The sequence below is a fragment of the Embleya scabrispora genome, from assembly GCF_002024165.1.
In the GTDB taxonomy this organism is placed as follows: domain Bacteria; phylum Actinomycetota; class Actinomycetes; order Streptomycetales; family Streptomycetaceae; genus Embleya; species Embleya scabrispora_A.
Genome location: NZ_MWQN01000001.1, coordinates 3,196,823 through 3,218,200 on the forward strand (window position 1 = coordinate 3,196,823; position 21,378 = coordinate 3,218,200).

Annotated in this window: 21 protein-coding genes; 9 read left to right on the forward strand and 12 right to left on the reverse strand. The window is 71.3% G+C overall.

Annotated features, from left to right (window positions below; genetic code table 11):
* Window positions 1–625: 625 nt before the first annotated feature.
* The gene (locus B4N89_RS14200) at window positions 626–1,177 is read right to left on the reverse strand and encodes a YceI family protein (RefSeq protein WP_078976207.1); all 552 of its coding nucleotides are present in this window, start codon (window positions 1,175–1,177) and stop codon (window positions 626–628) included.
* A gap of 389 nt (window positions 1,178–1,566) precedes the next feature.
* Window positions 1,567–1,917 carry a hypothetical protein gene (locus tag B4N89_RS14205; RefSeq protein WP_078976208.1) on the reverse strand — a complete coding sequence of 117 codons (351 nt, stop codon included), beginning with the start codon at window positions 1,915–1,917 and terminating at the stop codon, window positions 1,567–1,569.
* Window positions 1,918–2,102: 185 nt separating this feature from the next.
* Here B4N89_RS14205 and B4N89_RS14210 point away from each other — a divergent pair, with 185 nt between their 5' ends.
* Window positions 2,103–3,023, forward strand: coding sequence for an alpha/beta hydrolase (locus B4N89_RS14210; protein WP_078979353.1), 921 nt, complete (start codon window positions 2,103–2,105; stop codon window positions 3,021–3,023).
* A gap of 593 nt (window positions 3,024–3,616) precedes the next feature.
* A complete protein-coding gene (locus B4N89_RS14215; protein ID WP_078976209.1) occupies window positions 3,617–3,907 on the forward strand; it encodes an MTH1187 family thiamine-binding protein in 291 nt (96 codons plus the stop codon).
* A gap of 87 nt (window positions 3,908–3,994) precedes the next feature.
* Here B4N89_RS14215 and B4N89_RS14220 read toward each other — a convergent pair whose 3' ends face one another.
* A complete protein-coding gene (locus tag B4N89_RS14220) occupies window positions 3,995–4,270 on the reverse strand; it encodes a hypothetical protein (RefSeq protein ID WP_078976210.1) in 276 nt (91 codons plus the stop codon).
* A 605-nt stretch (window positions 4,271–4,875) separates the two neighbouring features.
* Between B4N89_RS14220 and B4N89_RS14225 the strand changes: the two genes are divergently transcribed.
* Together B4N89_RS14225 and B4N89_RS14230 are read left to right on the forward strand one after the other, a co-directional pair.
* Entirely contained in the window at window positions 4,876–5,658 is a 783-nt protein-coding gene (locus B4N89_RS14225) for a hypothetical protein (RefSeq protein WP_143657960.1), read from the forward strand.
* Window positions 5,659–5,734: 76 nt separating this feature from the next.
* On the forward strand, window positions 5,735–6,208 hold the full coding sequence (locus B4N89_RS14230) for an RrF2 family transcriptional regulator (RefSeq protein ID WP_078979354.1): 474 nt from the start codon (window positions 5,735–5,737) through the stop codon (window positions 6,206–6,208).
* Here the strand turns inward: B4N89_RS14230 and B4N89_RS14235 are convergent.
* Window positions 6,138–7,121, reverse strand: a complete 984-nt coding sequence (locus tag B4N89_RS14235; RefSeq protein ID WP_078976212.1) for a LysR family transcriptional regulator — start codon at window positions 7,119–7,121, stop codon at window positions 6,138–6,140. The genes B4N89_RS14230 and B4N89_RS14235 overlap by 71 nt on opposite strands.
* 134 nt (window positions 7,122–7,255) lie before the next feature.
* Between B4N89_RS14235 and B4N89_RS14240 the strand changes: the two genes are divergently transcribed.
* Window positions 7,256–8,254 carry a nitrilase family protein gene (locus B4N89_RS14240; RefSeq protein ID WP_078976213.1) on the forward strand — a complete coding sequence of 333 codons (999 nt, stop codon included), beginning with the start codon at window positions 7,256–7,258 and terminating at the stop codon, window positions 8,252–8,254.
* Window positions 8,255–8,267: 13 nt separating this feature from the next.
* Here the strand turns inward: B4N89_RS14240 and B4N89_RS14245 are convergent, their stop codons facing one another.
* Window positions 8,268–9,254, reverse strand: coding sequence for a zinc-binding dehydrogenase (locus B4N89_RS14245; protein ID WP_078979355.1), 987 nt, complete (start codon window positions 9,252–9,254; stop codon window positions 8,268–8,270).
* Between the two features lie 124 nt (window positions 9,255–9,378).
* Window positions 9,379–9,903 (reverse strand): PadR family transcriptional regulator, encoded by a 525-nt coding sequence (locus B4N89_RS14250; protein WP_078976214.1) that lies wholly within the window; start codon window positions 9,901–9,903, stop codon window positions 9,379–9,381.
* A gap of 307 nt (window positions 9,904–10,210) precedes the next feature.
* Between B4N89_RS14250 and B4N89_RS14255 the strand changes: the two genes are divergently transcribed.
* On the forward strand, window positions 10,211–10,582 hold the full coding sequence (locus B4N89_RS14255; protein ID WP_235618613.1) for a hypothetical protein: 372 nt from the start codon (window positions 10,211–10,213) through the stop codon (window positions 10,580–10,582).
* A gap of 114 nt (window positions 10,583–10,696) precedes the next feature.
* Here the strand turns inward: B4N89_RS14255 and B4N89_RS14260 are convergent, their stop codons facing one another.
* The 5 genes from B4N89_RS14260 to B4N89_RS14280 all read right to left on the reverse strand — a co-directional run bounded on the left by B4N89_RS14260 (window position 10,697) and on the right by B4N89_RS14280 (window position 15,869).
* Window positions 10,697–10,993 carry a hypothetical protein gene (locus B4N89_RS14260; RefSeq protein ID WP_078976215.1) on the reverse strand — a complete coding sequence of 99 codons (297 nt, stop codon included), beginning with the start codon at window positions 10,991–10,993 and terminating at the stop codon, window positions 10,697–10,699.
* A 96-nt stretch (window positions 10,994–11,089) separates the two neighbouring features.
* Entirely contained in the window at window positions 11,090–12,076 is a 987-nt protein-coding gene (locus B4N89_RS14265; RefSeq protein ID WP_078976216.1) for a hypothetical protein, read from the reverse strand.
* A 3-nt stretch (window positions 12,077–12,079) separates the two neighbouring features.
* Window positions 12,080–12,385: a hypothetical protein gene (locus B4N89_RS14270; protein ID WP_078976217.1), complete on the reverse strand. Its 306-nt coding sequence runs from the start codon at window positions 12,383–12,385 to the stop codon at window positions 12,080–12,082.
* 455 nt (window positions 12,386–12,840) lie between these two features.
* Window positions 12,841–13,797: a pirin family protein gene (locus B4N89_RS14275; RefSeq protein ID WP_078976218.1), complete on the reverse strand. Its 957-nt coding sequence runs from the start codon at window positions 13,795–13,797 to the stop codon at window positions 12,841–12,843.
* 884 nt (window positions 13,798–14,681) lie between these two features.
* Complete coding sequence (locus tag B4N89_RS14280; protein WP_201260842.1) at window positions 14,682–15,869, reverse strand: ROK family transcriptional regulator; 1,188 nt, start codon at window positions 15,867–15,869, stop codon at window positions 14,682–14,684.
* 231 nt (window positions 15,870–16,100) lie between these two features.
* On the opposite strand from B4N89_RS14280, the gene edd reads away from it, so the two are divergent.
* The 3 genes from edd to eda are packed head-to-tail and all read left to right on the forward strand — an operon-like array spanning window position 16,101 to window position 19,608.
* Window positions 16,101–17,975, forward strand: coding sequence for a phosphogluconate dehydratase (gene edd, locus B4N89_RS14285; RefSeq protein WP_349679007.1), 1,875 nt, complete (start codon window positions 16,101–16,103; stop codon window positions 17,973–17,975).
* Window positions 17,972–18,991 (forward strand): glucokinase, encoded by a 1,020-nt coding sequence (glk, locus tag B4N89_RS14290; protein WP_078976220.1) that lies wholly within the window; start codon window positions 17,972–17,974, stop codon window positions 18,989–18,991. Before edd ends, glk begins: the two co-directional genes overlap by 4 nt.
* Window positions 18,988–19,608 carry a bifunctional 4-hydroxy-2-oxoglutarate aldolase/2-dehydro-3-deoxy-phosphogluconate aldolase gene (gene eda / locus B4N89_RS14295; protein ID WP_078976221.1) on the forward strand — a complete coding sequence of 207 codons (621 nt, stop codon included), beginning with the start codon at window positions 18,988–18,990 and terminating at the stop codon, window positions 19,606–19,608. Before glk ends, eda begins: the two co-directional genes overlap by 4 nt.
* A gap of 349 nt (window positions 19,609–19,957) precedes the next feature.
* Here eda and B4N89_RS14300 read toward each other — a convergent pair whose 3' ends face one another.
* Window positions 19,958–21,343, reverse strand: coding sequence for a tyrosine-type recombinase/integrase (locus B4N89_RS14300; protein WP_078976222.1), 1,386 nt, complete (start codon window positions 21,341–21,343; stop codon window positions 19,958–19,960).
* Between the last annotated feature and the right edge of the window lie 35 nt (window positions 21,344–21,378).

The following is a 21,378-nucleotide window of genomic DNA, read 5'->3' on the forward strand; positions in this document are numbered from 1 at the left end:
GCGACGGTCGGATGAGCGTCTGACTCAGGCGAGCAGACAGGCGCAGCCTGTCTGGGAGTCGAGCCACGATCACGATGCGTTTCGGCGGTTCCTGGACGACCAAGGTTGGGGTGCCGCACTGACGATCGCTGTGATTCGCAGGGTGCTTGGATGCGAACTCAAGGACGCCATGGACGTCTACGACTCGTACTGCGCCCGCACGCGGGAGGACGTAGCCGGTTCGTGAAGGTCGGAACCACGCGAGGATGGCCGCCAACGACGACCCGCACGCTGCAAGCAAGGTCGCGCTGGATGGGCACTCACCTTGCACCGAACACGATCTTTCGTGCCAGATGCGTGCCAGAAGAGGCGGGGTATCGCGGTCCTTGGCGGACACTGACGGGCTGTTGCGCTCATCGTGGCACCACAGGGGCGGGGCTGGTCAGGGTGCGTTCGACGGTCCGGGTGGAACGGCGCTTCGCGGGCTTGGAACGCGAGTTTGATTCTCGTTGCCTGCTCGTTGGATGAAGGCCCAGGGCATGGACTCGCTCCGAGCCTGGGCCTTCGTCGTTTTCGGGTCCGCTGCGGCGTGTTGCGGGCTTTGGGGGGTGTTGCGGCTACCGGGTGGGGGCGTTGGGAGGTGGGGTCAGGGTTGTTTGATGGCGGAGATGTCGAATTCCAGGACGACCTTGTCGCCTACTAGGACGCCGCCGCCTTCCAGGGCCGCGTTCCACTTCAGGCCGAATTCCTTGCGGGAGATGGTCACGGATCCCTCCAGGCCTACGCGGAGGTTGCCGTATGGGTCGACCGCGTTGCCCGTGTACTCGAAGTCGATGGTCAGGGAGCGGGTGACGTCCTTGACTGTGAGGTCGCCGGTGACGCGGTATTCGGTATCGGAGTCCGCCTCGACGGAGGTGGTCCGGAAGGTGATTTCGGGGTAGTTGGGGACGTCGAGGAAGTCGTTGGTGCGCAGGTGCTGGTCGCGCTGTTCGACGCCGGTGTGGATGCTCTCGGTCTTGATCACCAACTGTGCACTGGACTTGGTCGGGTCGCTGCCGTTCAGGTGGGCGGTGCCTTCGAAGACGCCGAACGAACCGCGGACCTTGGTCACCATGGCATGGCGGGCGACGAAGCCGATCCGGGTGTGGGCGGGGTCGAGGACGTAGTCCCCAGTGAGTTCGGGGAGGGTGGCGGTCATGGTGAACGGATCTCCGTGGGGTCGGGATCCCGGCGGCGGTTCGCCGGGATTGTCTCCTGATCCACGCTAGGTGTGATGGGTGCCTGCGTCGCCCGGACGCGCGGGGAGTGCACTCCGAATGGTGACCACGGGCCGACGCCACCACTGCGGCTCGTGGTCGGCACCGATGCGAACAGTTCACGGGGGTGGGGCGAGGCGGGTCGTTTCCGTTGAGGGTGGGTTGCGGGTGAGTTGCGGGTGGGTTGAGGGTGGGAACAGTTGGGTTTTTTGGGGGCTTGCGGGTGTGGTTTGTGGTTTTGGTTCGGGGCTTTGGGGGCCTGTGTGTGGCTGCCCCTGGAGGGGTCGGCGGCTCGGCGCCGCTTCGGGTGGCGCGGTGGGTGGGGCTGAGGTCAGTGGAATTCGTGGATTAGGTGGATTTGGCCGACTATGTGTTTGTTGAATTCTTCGAGGTCTTCGGCTGGGACCCAGAGTTCGAGGATGGTTTTGCCGCCTGCTTGGCGGACCGGGTAGCGGATTACGTATTCGGTTTCGATTTGGAAGCGGGTTACGTAGCCGGAGCCGGAGGCGGGGACGTTCCAGTCTCTGGCGATTTTGATTGCGTAGTCCTCGTTGAGGACCGGGTAGAAGATCGGCTGGTCGGGCAGCCGGGGCGGCCACGCGGTCCAGCCGGACGCGCGTACGAGCTCCAGCTCGGCCGGGCCGGTCGGCCGCCAGAGGGTCGTCGTGGGGATGGCGTTCATGGGGTTATGGTGCGGCCGCGGGTGGGTGGGGTGGAAACGGATTTTCGCAGGTGGGGCGGGGCAGGGCGGTGTGGGGCCAGGGCGTGGTTCGGGTGGGGCGGCGGGCGAGTGACTTCCGCCTCGATGGGGTGGGATCTGACGGGGCGTCATGGAAGTTGGCGGCGGGCGCTGCTAGCTTCCGCGGCATGGATCACCGCATAGACCCCGAATTGCTCGCTGTCCTCCCGTATCTGCCGACCGTGGACATCGCCGAGCCGGCGGCGTTTCGGGCTGCGCAGCGGGCTCGGGCCGCCCAGCCTTTGCAGCGTCCGGACGGGCTTCTGGTCGAGGATCGGGTGGTGGCCGGGGGTGTGCCGGTGCGGATTTACACGCCGAAGGCTGCGGCCGAGGCCGGTGGGGTGCTTGGGGTGTTGGTGTGGTTCCACGGTGGCGGGTTCGTGTTCGGGGACATGGACAGCACCGATGGCAGTTGTGTGGCGACCGCTCTTGAGGTGGGCTGCGTCGTGGTGAATGTGGAGTATCGGCTTGCGCCCGAGGATCCCTTTCCAGCGGGCTTCGACGATGCGTGGGCGGCGCTTCGGTGGGTGGCGGAGCATGCGGCGTCGATCGGGGCGGATGCGGGGCGGATCGCGGTCGGTGGGGTGAGCGCGGGTGGCGGGTTGGCTGCGGCGTTGGCCTTGCGGGCGCGGGACGAGGGTGGGCCCGCGCTGGTGTACCAGGTGCTGGACACGGCGGTTTTGGATGATCGGTTGGACACGCCCTCGATGCGGGAGTTCGATGCGACGCCGTTGTGGAGTCGTCCGCAGGCGGAGTTGAGTTGGCGGTACTACTTGGCGGGGGCGGAGGCGAGTGCCTACGCGGCGCCGGCGCGGGCCGAGGATGTGGCGAACCTGGCGCCCGCGTACATCACGGCGAACGAGTTCGATCCGTTGCGTGATGAGGCGATCGAGTATGCGGTGCGGTTGATCCGGGCAGGTGTTCCGGTCGAGTTGCATCACCGGCCGGGTACGTTCCATGGCTCCAACGCGATCCCGTCGGCCGAGGTCTCGCGGCGGGCGCTCGAGGACATTCGGCGGGCCCTGCGGGCGGCTTTTCGGGCCGGGTGAGGGCGGGCGGGGCAGGCTAGGCGGGGGCGGGTACCGGGGCCGCCGGGTACGGGGCGGACCTCCGAACGGCGCGGCCGGGCATCGGGCATCGGGCATCCGATTCGGGTGCTGGAACCTTGGGAGGGGTCTCTGGCACCGGGGCTCAGGCGACAGGTGCCCGACGTCGCGGGCTCGAAGTGGGGGCTTGAAGCCGGTTGTCGGGCGTCGGGCTCGGGCGTCGGGCGCGGACGTCTGGCCCGGGCGACGGGCTCGGAGGTTGGGCTCGGGCGTCGGGCCCGGGCGACGGGCGCGGGCGTCTGGCCCGGGCGACGGGCGCGGGCGTCTGGCCCGGGCGACGGGCGCGGGCGTCTGGCCCGGGCGACGGGCTCGGGCGACGGGCTCGGACGTCGGGTTCGGACGTCTGGCCCGGGGGTTGGGCTCGGGGGTTGGGCTCGGGGGTCGGGCTCGGAGGTCCGGGCGCGGGGGGCGACGGGCTCGGGGGCGGGCTTGGGGTTCGGGGGTGAATGGGGCCTGGTCGGTGGGGCTTTGGAGGTTGTGGGGACCGTTCGTCCTACGCTGGGGGCGTTCGGGGACGGGCTTTGGAGGGTGTTGTTGTGATCGTTGCGTTTTCGGTGTCGCCGCTGGGTGTCGGTGAGGATGTCGGGGAGGCGGTGGCGGCTGCGGTGCGGGTGGTGCGGGCCAGTGGGCTGCCGAATCGCACCGATGCCATGTTCACCTCGATCGAGGGTGAGTGGGACGAGGTGATGGCCGTGGTCAAGGAGGCCGTCGAGGCGGTCAAGGCGCACTCGAACCGGGTGAGTCTGGTACTCAAGGCGGACATCCGCGAGGGGGTCGTCGACGGGCTGACGGCCAAGGTCGAGACGATCGAGCGCTATCTGGCGTAGGCAAGCGGGTCGATCCCGATCCGGCGGCAGAAGGCGAACGGCGGACGGGCTGTCCTGGAGATTTGGCGTGCGGCAGGTGGGTTCGTCTCACGCTCGCGACCGCGACCGCACGGCCGGTACCACGGGCCCGAGTTCGAGCAGGCGCTGCCGGGTGTGCTGCGTGCCGTGGTCGATACCTTCCCGGCGTACGACCCCGAGGTAATCCCACGCGGCGTCGCGCGCGGCGAGCGGCTTCGGCGGGTGTGGCGCATCCGGATCGGGGCCGCCGCGTGTGCGGTGGCCGTCACCGTGGTGGGTGCCGGGGGCGCTGGAGACCGATGCGTCGGCGGCCTCTCGGCGCACGCTGCCGGACGCCGAGATCAACCACGACGACTATCCGGGGATCGTGATGGAAGCGAATATCACACAACCGAAGGCCTCGCGCCCCGAACCGGGCTTGACCGCGGACCAGTTGGAGGAATCGCCGCCAATCCGCTCTGGACGCGCTGAGATCCGACGGGGCGGCGCGGAGTGCGTTCGGCGTAGGCGAACGGGTATCTCCCGAGCCGGATTTCGAGCCGGTCACGCACCTCCTCGTCCGCCGCACCAGGCGCCGCCCCACCGGACACGTACCGCACCACCGTCCGCCGCGTGGCCTGTCCGAAGTGCGTGAAACCGGTTGTACGGAACGCGACTTCGACACGTCGGGCGTTTGTGCCCGTGAGACCGTCGATGCGGTTTTCCGTTGTACGGACACGGTGCCCTTCTAGGACCCACTAGGCCGGCCGCCCCTTCGGGGCGGCGGCCGGCCCTGGGTGGGAAATCGCCCGGGAAAACGTCACTCGGGTGGGTGATTGACGGCAACTGCCGCAGCACTGTGTGCTGTTCCGTGTCCGAAGCGTGAGCTTCCCAAACGTGAGTCGGCCCCCGTCGGTGCAACAACACCGATGCGAGGGCCTGACCATCAACGAGAGGCTAACCCCCCTCGCATGGCTAATTCCCAGCGTACTGATGTCCCCGTCCCTGTCGAGAACCCCGCCGCCGCCGTGTTGGCCCGATTCGGCGGTCTCTCCGGATGGGCGTTCGAAGCCGCCATTCGGTACGAGGCCGCGCCTCCCGGCACTCCGATCTCGATCGAGACCATCCGCGAACTCCTCGGCGTGGGAACCCACATCGCCCGCCGTGTGCTCCAGGAACTCACCGACGCCGGCATCGCGGTGGCCAAGCGCTTAAGGGATTCGGCGACCGGGCGCCTGCTCGGTCGTCTCACGGAGTGGTCCGGGCCGCGTGCGGTTCGGGGCGCTCCCGAGGCAGGCTCACCGTCCGCGCCGACGGCCGACCCCGAGCCGGATCCCGCCGTACGCGCCCTCGAACTGCTCCGTTCGCTGGCCGACGTGGACGAACGACTGGCTTTCAAGGACCGGGAGTTGCGTACCCTCGTGCCGTTCGTCCTGGCCCGCTTCTCGGACGGCGCGACGGACGACGAGGTCTTCCGGGAGTTGACCGACGACCTACCGTCACCGAGCCGCGAGCTCAAGACCGGCTTGCTGCACTTCCGCCTGACCCGTACTCCGCCGCCACCGGCGGCACCCAAAATCCCGGCCCAGTCGCGCCGCCCGCGCCTGGTCGAGTGCGCCGACTGTGGGCGCCCCGGCCCCGACCTCGTTCCCGGCGATCTGTGCCGCCACTGTCGCACCGGCACCGCGCCCGTTCCGCTCGACGGCTTCGCCCGGGCGAAACGGCTGATGCAACTCGCCGACCTGCCGCTGTGACCGTCGCGGAAGGAGCCATCCGAGGGAGCCGAGGTTGTCCCGGGTATTCTGGATGGGTAGCGTCCAGCATATGCAGATGAGCGAAGGCGTGGAGTGGGCGCTGCACAGCTGCCTGAACCTGGCGTGGGCCGAATCGGGCACGGCGGTGACGGCCACGAAGCTGGCCGCCTTCTACGGCCTGCCCGCCGCGTACCTGAACAAGCAGCTCCAGGCCCTCGCCCGCGCCGGCATCGTCACCTCGACCTCCGGACCGCGCGGCGGATTCCGGCTGGCCAAGGCCCTGAAGGACATCACCCTGATGGACGTGGTCGTCGCCATCGAGGGCCCCGACGCGGCCTTCCGCTGCCAACAGATCCTGCGCAGCGGCCCCGACGCCGACCCGACGGCCGACTACCGCACCGCGTGCGTGATCGCGCAGGCGATGTCCCGCGCCGACCTGGCCTGGCGCCGCGAACTCGCCGCGCAGACGCTCGCCGACATCAGGGCGACGGTGGAGTCCCGCTCCCCCGACACCCCGGAGCTGACCCGGAACCGGCTGGCCGCGAGGTAGATCCGCGCCGCCGGACGAGATCGCGCACGACGGCGAGGAAGTTGTCCCGCACCCGCGTACCCCGCGCCGGGTCCCACACCGCGCCGATCCGCCAGGAAACCGCGCCCGCGCCCGAAGCAACGCCCGACCCCCCGCCCTCGATCGCCGTCACCACCACCGAAGGCGACGCGATGTCCGCCGCCCCCGCCGGCACCAGCGCCACCCCCACCCCCGCCGCGACCAGCGCCAACACGGTCTGGAGGTCGGACGCCTCCTGAACCGGCTCCGGCCGGGCATCGAACTCCCGCTCGAACAGCTCGATCTGCCGCACCAGCCCCGGCCCCTTCGCCCGGGTGAGCCGCACCACCGGACGCCCCCGCAACCACGCGGCGACCCCCACCGGATCCGTCGGCGGCGGATCCGCGTCCCGGGGCGCCGCCACCGCGAGCGTGTCGGTCAGCACCACCAACCGGGCCAGGTCGTCCGGCGCCGGCAGCCGTACGAAGCCCACGTCGAGATCGCCTCCGCGAACCGCCTCGATCTGACTCGCGGAGGACATGTCCTCCAACGAGATCTCCACCCCGGGAAAGCGCCGGCGGAAGGCCGCCACGGCCTGCGGCGCGAGATCGATCCCGGACAGCCCGAACCCGACCGCCAGACTGCCCGCCTCCCCGCGCCGGAACTGCCCGGCCCGCCGGCTCAACTGGTCGGCCCGGCGCACCAGTTCACGCGCCTCCGGCAGCAGCGTGGTGCCCAGCCGGGTCGGCTCGGCACCGTGCCGCCCCCGGGTGAACAGGGCGCCGCCGACCTCCGCCTCCAGCGCCCGGATCTGCTTGCTCAACGCGGGCTGGGTGATCGACAACCCCCGCGCCGCAGCCCCGAACGCGCCACAGTCGGCCACCGCGACCAACGCGCGCAGCAGCCGGATGTCCATGGCGGGAGTCTAGGCGGCGATCCATTCCGTCTGGTTATCGAAGCACCCCGAGGTTTCATTGGACCGGAATGCCGAAGAACGGCTGTGATGGACGTCGGGACGACCATCAGCCACCCCACGGACAGGAGTCGTCGATGTCGACGGAGCAACTGCGCTGCGCGTCGGTACAGTTCGAGCCGCGCCCGGACGACAAGGCGTACAACCTGGCCCGCGTCGAACACTTCACCCGGCGTGCCGCCGCCGACGGGGTGCACCTCGTCGTGGTCCCCGAGATGTCCCTCCTGGGCTACTGGCATCTGCGCCGGCATCCCGCGGAGCGGCTGCGCGAACTCGCCGAGCCGGTCACCGGCCCCTCCGTCACCCGTGTGAGTGAGCTGGCCGTCGAGCTGGGCGTGGCCAGCGGCCTGGGCTTCCTGGAGCGGGACGAGGTCGACGGGCGGTTGTTCAACTCGTACGCGGTCTGCCTCCCCGACGGCCGGGTGCACCGCCATCGCAAACTGCACGCGTTCGAGCACGAGGCCGTCTCCAGCGGCGACCGGTACACCGTCTTCGACACCCCGTGGGGTGTGCGGGTCGGCATCCTCGTCTGCTGGGACAACAACCTCGTCGAGAACGTGCGGGCCACCGCCCTGCTCGGCGCCTCGATCCTGGTGGCGCCGCACCAGACCGGCGGTACCGACTCGCGCAGTCCGCACGGGATGCGGCCGATCCCGCCGGCCGTGTGGGAGAACCGCCACCGGGACCCGGCCGCCGTCGAGGCCGCGTTTCGCGGCGACAGCGGCCGGGGGTGGTTGCTGCGCTGGCTGCCCTCGCGGGCCCACGACAACGGCCTGGCCCTGATCTTCAGCAACGGGGTGGGGCGCGACGACGACGAGGTCCGCACCGGCAACGCGATGATCCTCGACCCGTACGGCCGCATCCTCGCCGAGACCTGGGCCGCGGCGGACACGATGGTGACCGCGGACGTCGACCTGTCCCTGATCCCGCTGTCCACCGGCCGGCGCTGGCTCAAGGGCCGCCGCCCCGACCTGTACGGCGTCCTCACCCACCACTTCGGCGACGAACGCGACCCCAGGACCGCCCGCTTCTCGCCGGACCCGGCGGCGGTGGCTCCGACGGCCCTCCCGGATTGAACCCGGGGCCCGCTCAGCCCTCGGTCAACCCGACGAGTTTGCCGACCGCACGGCCGAGTTCCATGTCGGTGTGCGCGCGGCGGATGTCGTCGAGGCCGTAGGTGTGGATCGGCCCGAGGCTGATCCGCCCGGCGGCGATCTCGTCGAGGTGGTGCTGCAGCACGTCGGCGGGCAGATCGCCGCTCTCGCCGCCGTACGCGGTCAGCCGAACCCCCTTCGGGAGGTAGCCGATCGGATAGAAGTCGGGCACGATCCACTCGTTGGACAACATCCCGGTGAAGCACACCGTCCCGTGCACCCGGGTGGCGGCGAGGGTGTCCGGCAGGGTCGGCGTCCCGACCAACTCCAGGGCCGCGTCCACCCCTTCGGGGTACAGCGCGCGAACGGCCGGGGCGAGGGCGCCGTCGTCGATCAGGACGTGGTCCACCCCCTGGTCGCGCAGCACCTCGGCCTTCCCGGCGCTGCGCGTGGTCGCGAGCACGGTGGCGCCGATCTCCTTGGCCAGCGCCGCCGCGGCCAGGCCGACCGAGGAGGTCCCGCCGCGAATCAGCAGGCTCTGCCCGGCGCGCAGGTCCAGCCCGGTGGTCAACGAGCCGTACGCCGTCTGCAACGTCTCCGGAACCGCGCCGATCACGTGCCAGGGCAGGTCCGACACGAACCCGATCACCTGGTCCACGGGTACGAGCGTGTACTGCGCGTAGCCCCCGTCGTAGGTCCGCCCCATGTCGCCCATCATGGTGACCACCTGCCCCCCGACCACGAGCCCGCCTTCGGCGTCGGCCGGATCCAGCGCGTCCACCACCCCGACCGCCTCGATCCCGGGCACTCGGGGGAAGGTCACGCCTTCGGCCAGGCCGAGCCGGGTGTGCAACTCCGAGCGGTTCAGCCCGAACGCCTTCACCGCGATCCGCACCCACCCCGGCCGCACCTCGGGCACGACCCGGTCACGCAGCACCAGGTTCTCCACCGGCCCGGGCCCGGTCAGCACCACGGCCCGCATCGTCGCGGCCACTTCCACCTCCACGGCAAGGGATCAAGACACAACGTCGCAGGCGTAACGGGGCGCGGGGACGCCGGCATTCCGCTTGGCCGCCGTCGATGTGGTGGGCACCGACCGTCCGGCGTCACGTCGTGGGCGGCGTCACCTGCTCCGCCGCCCACTCCGCCCAGTCGCGCTGCATCTGCGACAAGCGCAGGCCGTACTCCAGGGCCACGCGGCCGTACACCGACAGCGGGCTGCCGTCCCACGGCACGTTCGCCTCCAACGCGCGCAGACCCGCGTTGCGCTCGGCCGCGACCTCGGCCTGCGCGGTCAGGTATGTCCGGGCCTCCTCCGGGGCGAGGGTGTCGAGGAAGAAGACGCGCAGGAGCATGCTGCTGCGCCTGACCCGCTCGGGCTCGACCTCGACCAGCCAGTGGCGCAGTTCGGCCCGCCCGCTCTCGGTGATCGAGTACTCCTTGCGACCGCGCGGACCCTCCGCCGTCACGTCGAGCAGACCCTCGGCGGAGAGTTTGCCCAGCTCGCCGTAGACCTGGCTCTGGGTGGCGGGCCACGCGTTGGCCAGCGACGTTTCGAAGGACTTCAGCAGGTCGTAGCCACTGGCCGACCGATTCGCGAGGAGTCCGAGGAGTGCGTGACGGAGGCTCATGACGCGAACTTTACCACTCTGGATTGACATGTCGAAGTTGGAACGTCAAAGATTGACCTGTCAGCAACGGAGGGTTCCGCGATCCACGCGACACCGACGGTGCGCCCGGTCCCCACGGTCGAACAGAGGAATCCCATGAACTACGTCCGCAACTTCGCGCCGTGGATCGTCTTCGCCGCCATCCCCTCGACCCACTGGCAGTGGGGCGCGCTCGCCGCGCCGGCCGCCACCGTGCTGATCGCCGCCCCAGGACCGCCGGGCGGGGCGCGGGGTCGACCTGCTCGCCCACAGCACCGCGGTCTTCTTCGTGGTGCTGACCCCGGTCGCGTTCGCCGTGCCCGACTCGGGCTTCCACCGCTATGTAGGGGCGGCCTCGTTCGCCTGGTTGGCGCTCACCGCCTGGGGCTCGATCGCCGCCGGCAACCCGTTCACCCTCGTGATCGCCCGGCGCTCCACCCCGCGCGAGGTCTGGGGCCTGCCGATGTTCCGCCGGGTCAACGTGGTGATCTCCGCCGCGTGGGCCGCGAGCTTCACCGTCACGGCGATCGCGCTCTACCTGATCAGGGCGAACGACGTGGCCGGCGGGGTGGCCGTCGCCGTCCAGGCAGCCGGATTCGTGCTCCGGGCGATGTTCACGGCCCGCTACCCCGCGCTCGTCCAGGCCCGGTACGCCGGATGACACCGGCCGCCCCCGCGAACGGCGTACGACAAGGCGCCGACCGCGGGCACGGTGCGGAGGAGCGCCTCGACGGGCCGGGCGACCCGCTTCCGGTGCGGATCGCCCGGGTCCGACTCAGCTGAACGTGTCGCTGACCGCGTTGACGCCGGCCGTCACGAAGTGGTCGACCAACTCGGAGAGCGAGGACGCGACCTGCGTGCCGGACAACATCACGCCGGCCACGAACGCCAGGATCAGGCCGGTGAGCTTGTAGCCCTTGTGCGTGACCATGTAGAAGAGGATGAAGATGATCAGGATCGGGACCCCGACGGTCACCCCACGACCGACACTGCTCGTCTCGGTCGTCACCGCCTGGAAGTTGGCGATGGATTCGGGCGCGGCAGCGGCCACGGCGCTCAGCGACATGTGCATGATTCCCCTCCGGTCCTGCGGTCGTCCGCCGGTCCCTGTTTGCCTTGGCGTACCCGTGATATGACGGTTCGTAAGCTACTCACGTCGCACGCACCGTCACCCGCCACCGATGGGGATGGTCGCCCCGGCCATCAGGCCGGCCAACACCCAGGCCCAGCGCATGAGTCGCACCAGGGGCCATTTGGCGCTGATGATCACGATCCAGAAGCCGGCCATCAGCCACAGGCAGAAGGCCGCCATGAAACCTGCCTCATGGGAGCAGTTCACCAGGAGCCCGGCACCGTAGTAGGCGGCCAGGCCGGCGGGAACCAGCATGATCAGGTCGGTACCGCTGAACGGCCGGGAGGGTCCGATGATGCCGCCGGGGCCGCCCGTGAACGGCGGCGGCACTCCCGGCTTGTCCGAAGTCCCGCCCTGCGCGCCGGAGTCGGCCGGGCCACCGGTTTCGTCCCCGGCCGCGGAGCCGCGGCGGACGAAGCGGGCCAGGCCGGACGCCGGACCACTCGCGGTGGCGGGTGCGGTGTCGCCGGCGCCGACCGCCCCGGCCGCGCCCACCGCGCCCGTCCCGGCCGCCTTGGCGGACGGGCGCCACGGCAGCTTGCGCGCGGGTGGGGCCGGAGTCGCCGGTGCCGCGGGAGCGTTGTTCCGCCCCGGGTCGCGGGGTTTCATCACGTGCCGCACCGCGGGGCGCGGGGAACGGCCGGCGGGGTCGGTGCCGTGCTCGGCCGGACGTGCCCGGGTGCCCTCCGAGTACCGGGCCGAGTCGGGGCGTTCGCCGGCGCCGGGCCGCGCGGGGCGCGCGGCGGGACCGCTCTTGCGCTCCGTCGTACGCCGGGCCTCGATCGCGGCCGCCGCGTCCCGCTCGCGCTTCCGACGCTCCCGTAGGTCGCGCCGCCACGATGGCTCTTCGTCCTCGGGTCGAGGGCTGCGCGACGCGCGGGCGGATCCGCGCGCGGGCTCGTCGCGAGGTGCGGGGAATGCCGGCTCCTCGTCCTCGGGGTCCGAGAGATGCCGCCATCGCCGCAGGTCGCCGAGCCGAAGTCCGCGTGCCTCGGGGGGCGGTGGCGGTTCGTAGCCGCTCATCGCCTATCCACCTCCCGACTGACGTGGGCACGGCTTGCAGGACCGGCTGTGCCGGTATGCCGCCAGTATCCACGGCGCCGCGATCGCGAGGGCGAAGAACTCGCCGTCTCGTGCCCGGCCGCGCACATGCAGAACGACCGCGAACAGGGCGGCGGTTCCCAGGATGAGCATGGTCAGCGCGTTGGAGTGCACGACGCGCAGTGCCAGCCAGTTCGCGGACGAGGTCCGGGTCTTGACCGTGCGTTCCATGAACTTCTTGCGCCAGTCGTCGGCCATCAGGGCCTCCGGGATCCGGCGCCGGCGGTCCATGAAGGACTCGCGAAAGCGCCCGCGGACGACCCGAGCGGGAACGGACCGGTTCCGATCGGCCGATCGGCGAAATACGAAGCGTGGGGCGGCCGTCGGTCACCGTCGCCGATGCCGTGTGCCACCCGGGAGGGCCGGGACATACGCGGACTCCTCTCGTCCGGTGTCACATCGCGCCCGTCGACCGGAGCCACAGCGACCCGGCGGCGGAGCTCACGGTGGTGAGGTGACGGCTCCACTCCTCTTTCCGCAGACCGCGCCCGGAGCGCGGCAAACCGTTACGTTCCATTTGACCTTGTTCAGTGTGGCCAGTGGGCGGGACAGCGTCAAGGGGCGACCGGTCGGCTGCATTGCGTAGCCCACGCGCTCGCCCCTTCGAGGCATTCCCTTGCACTCTAAGGGCTCTGACGATGCGTCAGATTCCCCGCCGACGATCTTCGGCCACTGTTGAGACGCCGTCAGATCCGGTCCGCCGGGATCCGGCCCATGCGACCGGCCTTGAAGTCGTCGAACGCCTGCGCCAGTTCCGCGTGGGTGTTCATCACGAACGGGCCGTACCAGGCCACTTCCTCCCCGATCGGTTGCCCGCCGAGAACGATCACCTCGAGATTGGGCTTGTTCGAATCCTGGCGGGCGTCCGCCTGGAGGTCGATGGTGTCCCCGGCACCCAGGACCGCGAGCCGGCCGGTTTCGATCGGTCGCCGATCGGTTCCGACGGTCCCGGCACCGGAGAGGACGTACACCAGCGCGTTGTAGTCCTTGCGCCACGGCAGCGAAAGTCGCGCGCCCGGGTTGAGCGAGGCGTGCAGCAGGGTGATCGGGGTGTGCGTGATGCCCGGACCGTCGAAGCCGCCGACGGAGCCGGCGATCAGCCGGACCAGGGCGCCGCCGTCGTCCGAGGCGAGCAGCTTGACGTCGCCCGCGCGGATGTCCTGGTAGCGCGGGTCGCTCATCTTCTGTACGGACGGCAGGTTGACCCACAGCTGAATGCCGTGGAAGAGCCCGCCACTGGTCACCAGCGCCTCCGGCGGCGCCTCGATGTGCAGCAGACCGGAACCGGCGGTCATCCACTGGGTGTCGCCGTCGGTGATCACGCCACCGCCGCCGGCGGAGTCCTGGTGGACGAACTCGCCGTCGAGGAGGTAGGTGACCGTCTCGAAGCCCCGGTGCGGGTGCCACGGGGTGCCCTTGGGCTCGCCCGGGGCGTACTCCACCTCGCCCATCTGATCCATCATGATGAACGGGTCGAGGTAGGTCTGGTTGACGCCCGCGAAGGCGCGCCGCACGGGGAAGCCCTCACCCTCGACGCCGCTCGGGGCGGTGGTGACGGCGAGTACGGGACGCGGACGGGCTTCGAGTGCGGGCTCCGGCAGACGCGGCAGAGCCAGCGGGTTGGCAACGGTGACGGCGGGCATGGCCTGCTCCTCGAGACGAGTACGGTCCGGCTTTCCCGGCCCTTGGACGGCTCAACAGTAGTTGCCCGCTCAACATTCCCCGCGCGGAGGGTTCGATTCGGGGGCGGTTTGGGCGCGGGCGCGCGGGCCCGGATGCGCCCGTCGTGGCGGCGAACGGGGGGCGCGTCGGGGTACGCGTCCGCCGCGCGGCCGGGATCGGTCGCCGTACCGCGCCGTGGTGCACGTCCGCTACGCGGCCGGGGAGCGGGTCGGAGTTGCCGCGAGCGCGGCAGAGCGCTGGAGTGTGGTGGTCTGCGGGACGCGCCGAGTTGCGGTTCACGCCGGGGCGCGCCGGGAGGTCGGGTCCGCTGCGGACGAGGTGGCGCGGGGCCGTGCGGCAGCCCGGCGGGACGCGGCGCGGGTCGTTGCGTGCGCGTCCGCTTTGCGGCCTCGGCGAGCGGAGGCGGCTGGGCCGCCGCGGGCGAGGGCACGGTGTCATGCGGCGGCCCGACGGCGCGGCAGGACGCGGCGTGGTCGCTACGGTGCGCGACTGCCCTGCGGCCGAAGCGGGTGCCGGGCTGCTGCGGGCGGGGGCGCGCTGTCGTGCGGCTGCACCGCGGGACGCGGCGACGTCGCTACGGCGCGCAATCGCTAGGCGGTCGGGGCAGGGCGGGGGCCGTGCGAGCGGGTGTGCCGGGTCGTGTGGTCGGCGGCGGGGTGGCGTGGCTCGGTTGACGTGGTGTGGGTCGCTGCGAGCTTCGGTGGGCAGCGCGGGGAGGCGCTGCGCCCTGGGGTTCGGCTGGGTGGGCTGGGGGTTGGGGTGCGTACCCGCGTCGATGCGTCACCCGGGCGCCCGCCGGCCCTCCCGGGCTCGGTCGCGTTTTGGTGGCCGGCTCGGCTCGGGTTCAGGCCGGGAGGGCTCGGTTCACGCTGGGGAGGGCTCGGTTGCCGGCGAGGCGGGCGAGGGTGGTGTCCACCGAGTCCGGGGACAGGATCTGGTCCAGGGCCATGAACGCGCAGCCCGTCAGGCCCGCGGCCTCGCCCAACACGCTCGGCACGATGCGCAGTTCGCGCGTGGCCACCGCCGTGGACCGCCGATAGACCACCTCGCGCACACCGGCCAGCAGCGGATCGCCCGCGTCGGCGAGGTCGCCGCCCAGCACGACCACCGCCGGATTCAGCACGTTGACCACGCTCGCCAACACCTCGCCGAGCATCCGCCCCGACTCGCGCACCAGCCGCACCGCCTCGGGCTGGCCGGCCGCCGCCAGGGCCACCACGTCGCGCACGCTGGAGACCTCGCGGCCGTCCGGGAAGCGCGCCCCGTGGGCGGCCAGCGTCTCGATCAAGTGCCGCCCGCTGGCCAGGACTTCGAGGCAGTCCACGTTGCCGCACCAGCAGCGCACCCCGGTACCGCCGGCAACCGGGATGTGCCCGATCTCGCCGGCCGCGCCGAGCGCGCCCCGGTAGACCTTGCCGTCGGCGACTATCCCGGCACCGATACCCGTGGACGCCTTGACGAAGACCAGGTCGCCCGCGTCGGCCCGGGCCCGGTACTCGCCCAGCGCCATCACGTTCACGTCGTTGTCCACGTACACCGGTACCGGCAACCGGCGTTGCAGGGTCGGCGCTATCGCCACCCCGTCCCATCCCGGCAGCGTCGGCGCGCCCGCGGCGCGCCCGGTGTCCAACTCGACCGGCCCGGGCACCGCGACCCCGACCCCGCGTACGCGGCCCGGGTCGAACCCCTCCTCCGCGAGCATCGTGTCGATCCAGTCCGGCAATCCGGTGAGCACCGCGTCGGGCCCGCCCTGCGCGGCCATCCGGGTCTCCCGGCTGGCCAGCACCCGGCCGGTCAGATCGCAGACCGCGAGTTGACCCCGGCTGCTGCCGAGCGAGGCCGCCAGTACCAGGCCGCCCTCGGGGTTGAGTTCGAGGCGGATCGGGGGCCGGCCGCCGGTGGACACGCCGTCGGCGCGTTCGGCGAGCAGTCCGGCGTCCACCAGTTCGTCGATCCGGGCCGCCACGGCGGATCGGGACAGCCCGGTGAGCCGGGCGACGTCCGCCCGGGTCTCGGCATCACCGTCACGCACCAGGCGAAGTACCTCGCCTGCACTGCTGTGCGGGATGGGATTCGCGCGTCGGGCCATGCCATCCAGTGAACCAGGGCGGCTTTCCCTCGGTCAAAGCCCTAAGTTCACTACTTCGACACCCGAGCGTCACTCTTTTGCTTGCCAAGAAGCAAAAGTACCCCTAGTTTGGTACCCGAACCGGCAGAGCCAGCCGAAGACAGCAGGGGCACGAAGATCGTGAGCGAGCAGAGGATCCACCCGACGGTGGCCGCAGTGACGGAGCGCATCGCGCGCCGCAGTGCAGCCACGCGTTCCGCGTACCTGGAGCGGATCCGAGCGGCGGCCTCCGAGAAGCCCGCGCGCGGTCAGCTCGGCTGCGCCAACTTCGCCCACGGCTTCGCCGCGTGCTCGCCGAGCGAGAAGCTGAGCCTGCGCGGCACCGGTCCGCAGGGTCCGGTGAAGCCGAACGTCGCGATCGTCTCCTCCTATAACGACATGCTCTCCGCGCACCAGCCGCTGCGGACCTACCCCGAGCAGCTCAAGGCCGCGGTCGCCGCGGCCGGCGGTGTGGCCCAGTTCGCCGGCGGCGTGCCCGCCATGTGCGACGGGATCACCCAGGGCCGCGCGGGCATGGAGCTGTCCCTGTTCAGCCGCGACGTGGTCGCGATGGCCGCCGCGGTGGCGCTCGCGCACGACATGTTCGACGGCGCGCTGATGCTGGGCGTGTGCGACAAGATCGTCCCCGGCCTGGTGATCGGGGCGCTGTCGTTCGGACACCTGCCGACCATCTTCGTGCCCGCCGGTCCGATGTCCTCGGGCCTGCCGAACAAGGAGAAGGCCCGGGTCCGGCAGCGCTTCGCCGAGGGCAAGGTCTCCCGCGAGGAACTGCTCGACGCCGAGGCCGGCGCCTACCACGGCATCGGCACCTGCACCTTCTACGGCACCGCGAACACGAACCAGCTGGTGATGGAGGTGCTCGGCCTGCACCTGCCCGGCGCCAGCTTCGTGCACCCCGACCAGCCGCTGCGCAAGGCGCTGACCGACGAGGCGGGCCGCCGGGTAGCGGCCACCACCTCGCTCGGCGACCCGGCCTCGCTGATGCGCGAGTACACGCCGATCGGCGAGGTGCTGGACGAGAAGGCCTGGGTCAACGCGGTCGTCGCGCTGCTGGCCACCGGCGGCTCCACCAACCACACGCTGCACCTGGTCGCGATGGCCGCCGCCGCCGGGATCACGCTCACCTGGGACGACTTCGCCGAGCTGTCCACGGCGGTGCCGCTGCTGACCCGGATGTACCCGAACGGTCCGGCGGACATCAACCACTTCCACGCCGCGGGCGGCACCGCGTTCCTGATCGGCACGCTGCTCGACGGCGGGCTGCTCAACGAGGACGTGCGCACCGTGGCCGGCGACGGGCTCGCCCGCTACCGCCGCGAGCCGCGGCTCACCGACGACGGCTCGATCGTGTGGGTGGACGGCCCGACGGAGAGCCTGGACCTGGACGTACTGCGGCCCCACGACAAGCCGTTCGCGCCCGACGGCGGACTGCGGATGTTGCACGGCGACCTCGGTCGCGCGGTGATCAAGGTGTCCGCGGTCGACCCGTCGCACCACGTGGTGAGCGCGCCCGCGCGGGTGTTCGACGGACAGGCCGACTTCCTGGCCGCGTTCGAGCGCGACGAGTTGAACCACGACCTGATCGCGGTGCTGCGCTACCAGGGTCCGCGCGCCAACGGCATGCCGGAGCTGCACAAGCTGATCCCCGCGCTCGGGGTGCTCCAGGACCGGGGCCACCACGTGGCGCTGGTCACCGACGGCCGGCTCTCCGGCGCGTCCGGCAAGATCCCGGCGGCGATCCACTGCACTCCCGAGGCGGCGGTCGGCGGCCCGATCGCGCTGATCCGCAACGGCGACATCGTGACCGTGGACGCGGTCGCGGGGACGCTGACCACCGAGGCCGACCTGAGCGGGCGCCGGCCCGAGGGCGCGGCCCCGAGCGACGCCGAATGGGTCGGCACCGGGCGCGAGTTGTTCACCGCGCTGCGCGCCGGGGTGGGCCCCGCCGACCTGGGCGCGGGTGTGTTCGGCGCGGTCGCGGCCGCGGCTTTCGACGGAGCGAGCGCGTGAACCCGACCGTGGCCCCACCGACCCCCGACCGCCCGTGGCTGGTCGCCGACATCGGCGGCACCAACGCCCGCTTCGCCGTGCTCACCGAGCCCGGCGGCCGACCCGAGCACGTGCTCGGGCTGCGCAGCGAGGACCACGTGGACCTGGCCGCGGCGATCGAGGACTACCTGGACCGCTCCGGCGCGGCCCGGCCGAGCGCGATCTGCGCGGCGGTCGCGGGCCCGGTGCACGGCGACCGGTTCCGGCTGACCAACGGCGCGTGGGTGTTGTCCATCGCGGAGACCCGGGTCAAGCTCGGCGTGCCGGACCTGTACCTGATCAACGACTTCGAGGCGCTGGCCCTGTCGCTGCCGCACCTGGCCGGCGAGGACCTGATCGTGGTCGGCGAGCGCCTGCCCGACCCGACGCTGCCGATGGCCGTACTCGGCCCCGGCACCGGGCTCGGCGTGGCCGGCCTGGTGCCGATCCCGGGCGGCGGCTGGGTGCCGCTGCCGGGCGAGGGCGGGCACGTCCTGCTGCGCCCGGCGCACGGCCCCGACGCGGCGGCCCTGGAGGTGCTGCGCGACGAGCGCGGCGGCCTGGGCACGGTGACGGCCGAACACGTGCTGTCCGGTCCGGGACTGTGCCGGCTGCACCGCTGCACGGCGGCGGTACACGGGGTCGTGGCCGAGGCGCTGAGCCCGGCCGACATCTCGGCCCGCGCGCTCGACGGCTCCGACAAGGTGTGCGTCGCGACGGTCGAGACCTTCTGCCGACTGCTCGGCACGTTCGCCGGTGGGGTGGCCCTGACGATGGGCGCTCGCGGCGGTGTCTTCCTGGCCGGGGGCATCCTGCCCCGGATCACCGAGATGCTGCTGGAGAGCGAGTTCCGGATGGGCTTCGAGACCAACCCGACGATGGCGCCGTACCTGCACCGCATCTCCACCGCGCTCGTGGTGGCCCCGCATCCGGCTCTGCGCGGCGCGTCCGCGTGGCTGGAGGCGCGCAGCACTCGACCCCTGGAGGTGGCGGCGTGAGCACGTCCGCTCTTGACCTGGCACCGGTGATCCCGGTGGTGATCGTGGACGACGTGGAGTCGGCCGTACCGCTGGCGCGCGCGCTGGTGGCGGGCGGGCTGCCGGCCGTCGAGGTCACCCTGCGCACGCCGGCCGCACTCGGCGCGATCGAGCGGATCGCGGCCGAGGTCGAGGGCGCGTTCGTGGGCGCGGGGACGGTCCTGACGCCGGACCAGGCGAAGGCGGCGGCCGAGGCCGGCGCACGCTTCCTGGTCACGCCGGGCTGCACCGAGACGCTGTACGGGGCCCTGGTCGACACCGGGCTCTCGTTCCTGCCCGGGACGTCGACGGTGTCCGAGGTACTGCGGCTGCGCGAACTCGGCGTCCGGGAGATGAAGTTCTTCCCGGCCGAGGCCGCGGGCGGTGCGCCGTACCTGAAGTCGCTGGCCTCGCCGGTGCCGGACGTGCGCTTTTGCCCGACGGGCGGAATCACCCCGGCCTCGGCCCCGACCTACCTGGCGCTGCCCAACGTGGCGTGCGTCGGCGGGTCCTGGATGCTTCCCGCGGACGCGGTCGCCTCGCGCGACTGGTCCCGGGTGGAACAGCTCGCCCGCGAAGCCTCGGGGCTGCGCGGGTAGCAAAAACGTCCCCTGGCGCGCTCTGCCCTGAGGTGCGCCAGGGGCACGGACCGCGGATGGTGGGTCGTATGAGGGTTCGACCCACGAACGAGCAGGTCGTATGAGGGTTCGACCTGCGGAGACCGCGAATAGGGACCCGCTCTTCGGCGAGGAGAGCGGGTCTCTTCTTTTGTCCGGATTTCCCGGGGTCGGGAGGCGCACTCCTGACCTCGGGAAACCTGGTTTGACCTGCGATTTCACTCCGCCCGGCGGCTCACGATCCGAGATGCCGTGAACGTCGGGCTTGTCTCACTCTGTCTCACCTTGATTCGCGTCCTGACCAGCGCTTGCGGGCCATGCGCGGGCCGCGTCAGGACTTCGGCGTCTTCCACGCGTTCAGGGTCGCCGTGATGCGGTCGTTGTCCTGCTTCACGGTCCCGTCGATGCACTTGGCGTAGACCTTCAGCAGAACGTCAACGCTTTGGCCGGCCCGCCGGGCAACCTCGGTCGGTGCGACACCGGAGTTGAGCCACAGGGACACGCACGCGTGCCGCAGGTCGTACGGGCGCTTCGCGAGCGGTGAGGCCACCTGTACGGGCGTCAGCACCTGCTCCCGAGCCCTGGCCCACTCCAGGCGGTACGCCTTGTCCTGGACAAGGCCACCGACGGCGCTGCGGAACAGCCGGCCATCGGGCGCCGTCCCGTAGCGGTAGACGTGCCACCGGAGCATCGCGACGAGTTCCGGCGGGATCGGGATCGAGCGCGACGCCGATCGGGCGCGGGACTTCAGCCCGCGGTCGTCGTGCGCGTCGCCGCTGTCGGTCCAGGCGGTACCGACGCGCGGGCCGGACTTGCAGGGCCTCAGCTCACCCCATCCGTGTTTCGGCAGGGTGCACTGGTCGGCGCGGAGCTTGACGACCTCGGCGCATCGCATGCCCGCGAAGTAGATGCAGCCAAAGAACGCGGCCAAGTGCCGTCCGCGCCGGCCCTGTGCGTAGACCCGCGCCAAGAGGGCGTGTGCCTGAGTGGGATTGACCACGCAGGCCGGTTCGACCTGGTTGTCATCGTCGTCGCGTTCCCACGAGACCTTGTCGAGCGGGTTGCGGTCCAGGCGCTCCTTCTCGATCGCGTAACCGACCGCCGTACGGAAGACCGCCCGCTTGTTGATGAACGTGGACGCGGCAGCGCGTTTGCCGTCCAGCCGCACCGACATGGCGCCGAGCACGGCACGCACGGAGTCGGCCTTTTCGAGGCTGCGGACCGGCAGGGAGTTGGCCTCGATCCACGCGAGCATTTCGCGGGCCTGTGCAGGCGGCTCCTCCTTCCACCGGTGCACGTTGAACCCCCAGAGGTAGAGCACCTGATACAGCTGCGTCGGGTCGGGCCCACGGGCGTCCTTGGCGGTCAGGGCAACCGTCGCCGTCGACAGGCCGACAACGAGCCCCATGCGCCTCTTGGCAGAGCTGCGCGGCCACTTCATCTCGATGAAGTCGCGAGCGTGGGCGTACCAGGTGACCTCGGTACGCGCGGCTTCGATGGCGCGAACCTCGGACATGGGCAGCCCGGATTCGGCGTCGAACGGCTCACCGCGGTTGATCGCCGCTTTGAGTTCTGCGCGACGCCCGTCGGCCATGGTCTTGTTCGCGTGCGTCGATCCGAACTCTTCGGCGCCGACCCGCCAACGGACCTCGGCAGTCTTGCGCCCGTTCCGGTTGCGAACGGCCCAGATACGGACGTCGAACGAAGGGGTGGGCATGCGGTGTTCTCCCCGAGAATGGCGCCGGGGCGTGG

What these genes read in the sequence shown, in the direction of transcription:
- B4N89_RS14200 (WP_078976207.1), bottom strand. Translation starts at nt 1,177, where the DNA reads ATGACCGCCACCCTCCCCGAACTCACTGGGGACTACGTCCTCGACCCC.
- B4N89_RS14205 (WP_078976208.1), bottom strand. Translation starts at nt 1,917, where the DNA reads ATGAACGCCATCCCCACGACGACCCTCTGGCGGCCGACCGGCCCGGCC.
- B4N89_RS14210 (WP_078979353.1), top strand. Translation starts at nt 2,103, where the DNA reads ATGGATCACCGCATAGACCCCGAATTGCTCGCTGTCCTCCCGTATCTG.
- B4N89_RS14225 (WP_143657960.1), top strand. Translation starts at nt 4,876, where the DNA reads ATGGCTAATTCCCAGCGTACTGATGTCCCCGTCCCTGTCGAGAACCCC.
- B4N89_RS14230 (WP_078979354.1), top strand. Translation starts at nt 5,735, where the DNA reads ATGAGCGAAGGCGTGGAGTGGGCGCTGCACAGCTGCCTGAACCTGGCG.
- B4N89_RS14235 (WP_078976212.1), bottom strand. Translation starts at nt 7,121, where the DNA reads ATGGACATCCGGCTGCTGCGCGCGTTGGTCGCGGTGGCCGACTGTGGC.
- B4N89_RS14240 (WP_078976213.1), top strand. Translation starts at nt 7,256, where the DNA reads ATGTCGACGGAGCAACTGCGCTGCGCGTCGGTACAGTTCGAGCCGCGC.
- B4N89_RS14245 (WP_078979355.1), bottom strand. Translation starts at nt 9,254, where the DNA reads ATGCGGGCCGTGGTGCTGACCGGGCCCGGGCCGGTGGAGAACCTGGTG.
- B4N89_RS14250 (WP_078976214.1), bottom strand. Translation starts at nt 9,903, where the DNA reads ATGAGCCTCCGTCACGCACTCCTCGGACTCCTCGCGAATCGGTCGGCC.
- B4N89_RS14260 (WP_078976215.1), bottom strand. Translation starts at nt 10,993, where the DNA reads ATGCACATGTCGCTGAGCGCCGTGGCCGCTGCCGCGCCCGAATCCATC.
- B4N89_RS14265 (WP_078976216.1), bottom strand. Translation starts at nt 12,076, where the DNA reads ATGAGCGGCTACGAACCGCCACCGCCCCCCGAGGCACGCGGACTTCGG.
- B4N89_RS14270 (WP_078976217.1), bottom strand. Translation starts at nt 12,385, where the DNA reads ATGGACCGCCGGCGCCGGATCCCGGAGGCCCTGATGGCCGACGACTGG.
- B4N89_RS14275 (WP_078976218.1), bottom strand. Translation starts at nt 13,797, where the DNA reads ATGCCCGCCGTCACCGTTGCCAACCCGCTGGCTCTGCCGCGTCTGCCG.
- B4N89_RS14300 (WP_078976222.1), bottom strand. Translation starts at nt 21,343, where the DNA reads ATGCCCACCCCTTCGTTCGACGTCCGTATCTGGGCCGTTCGCAACCGG.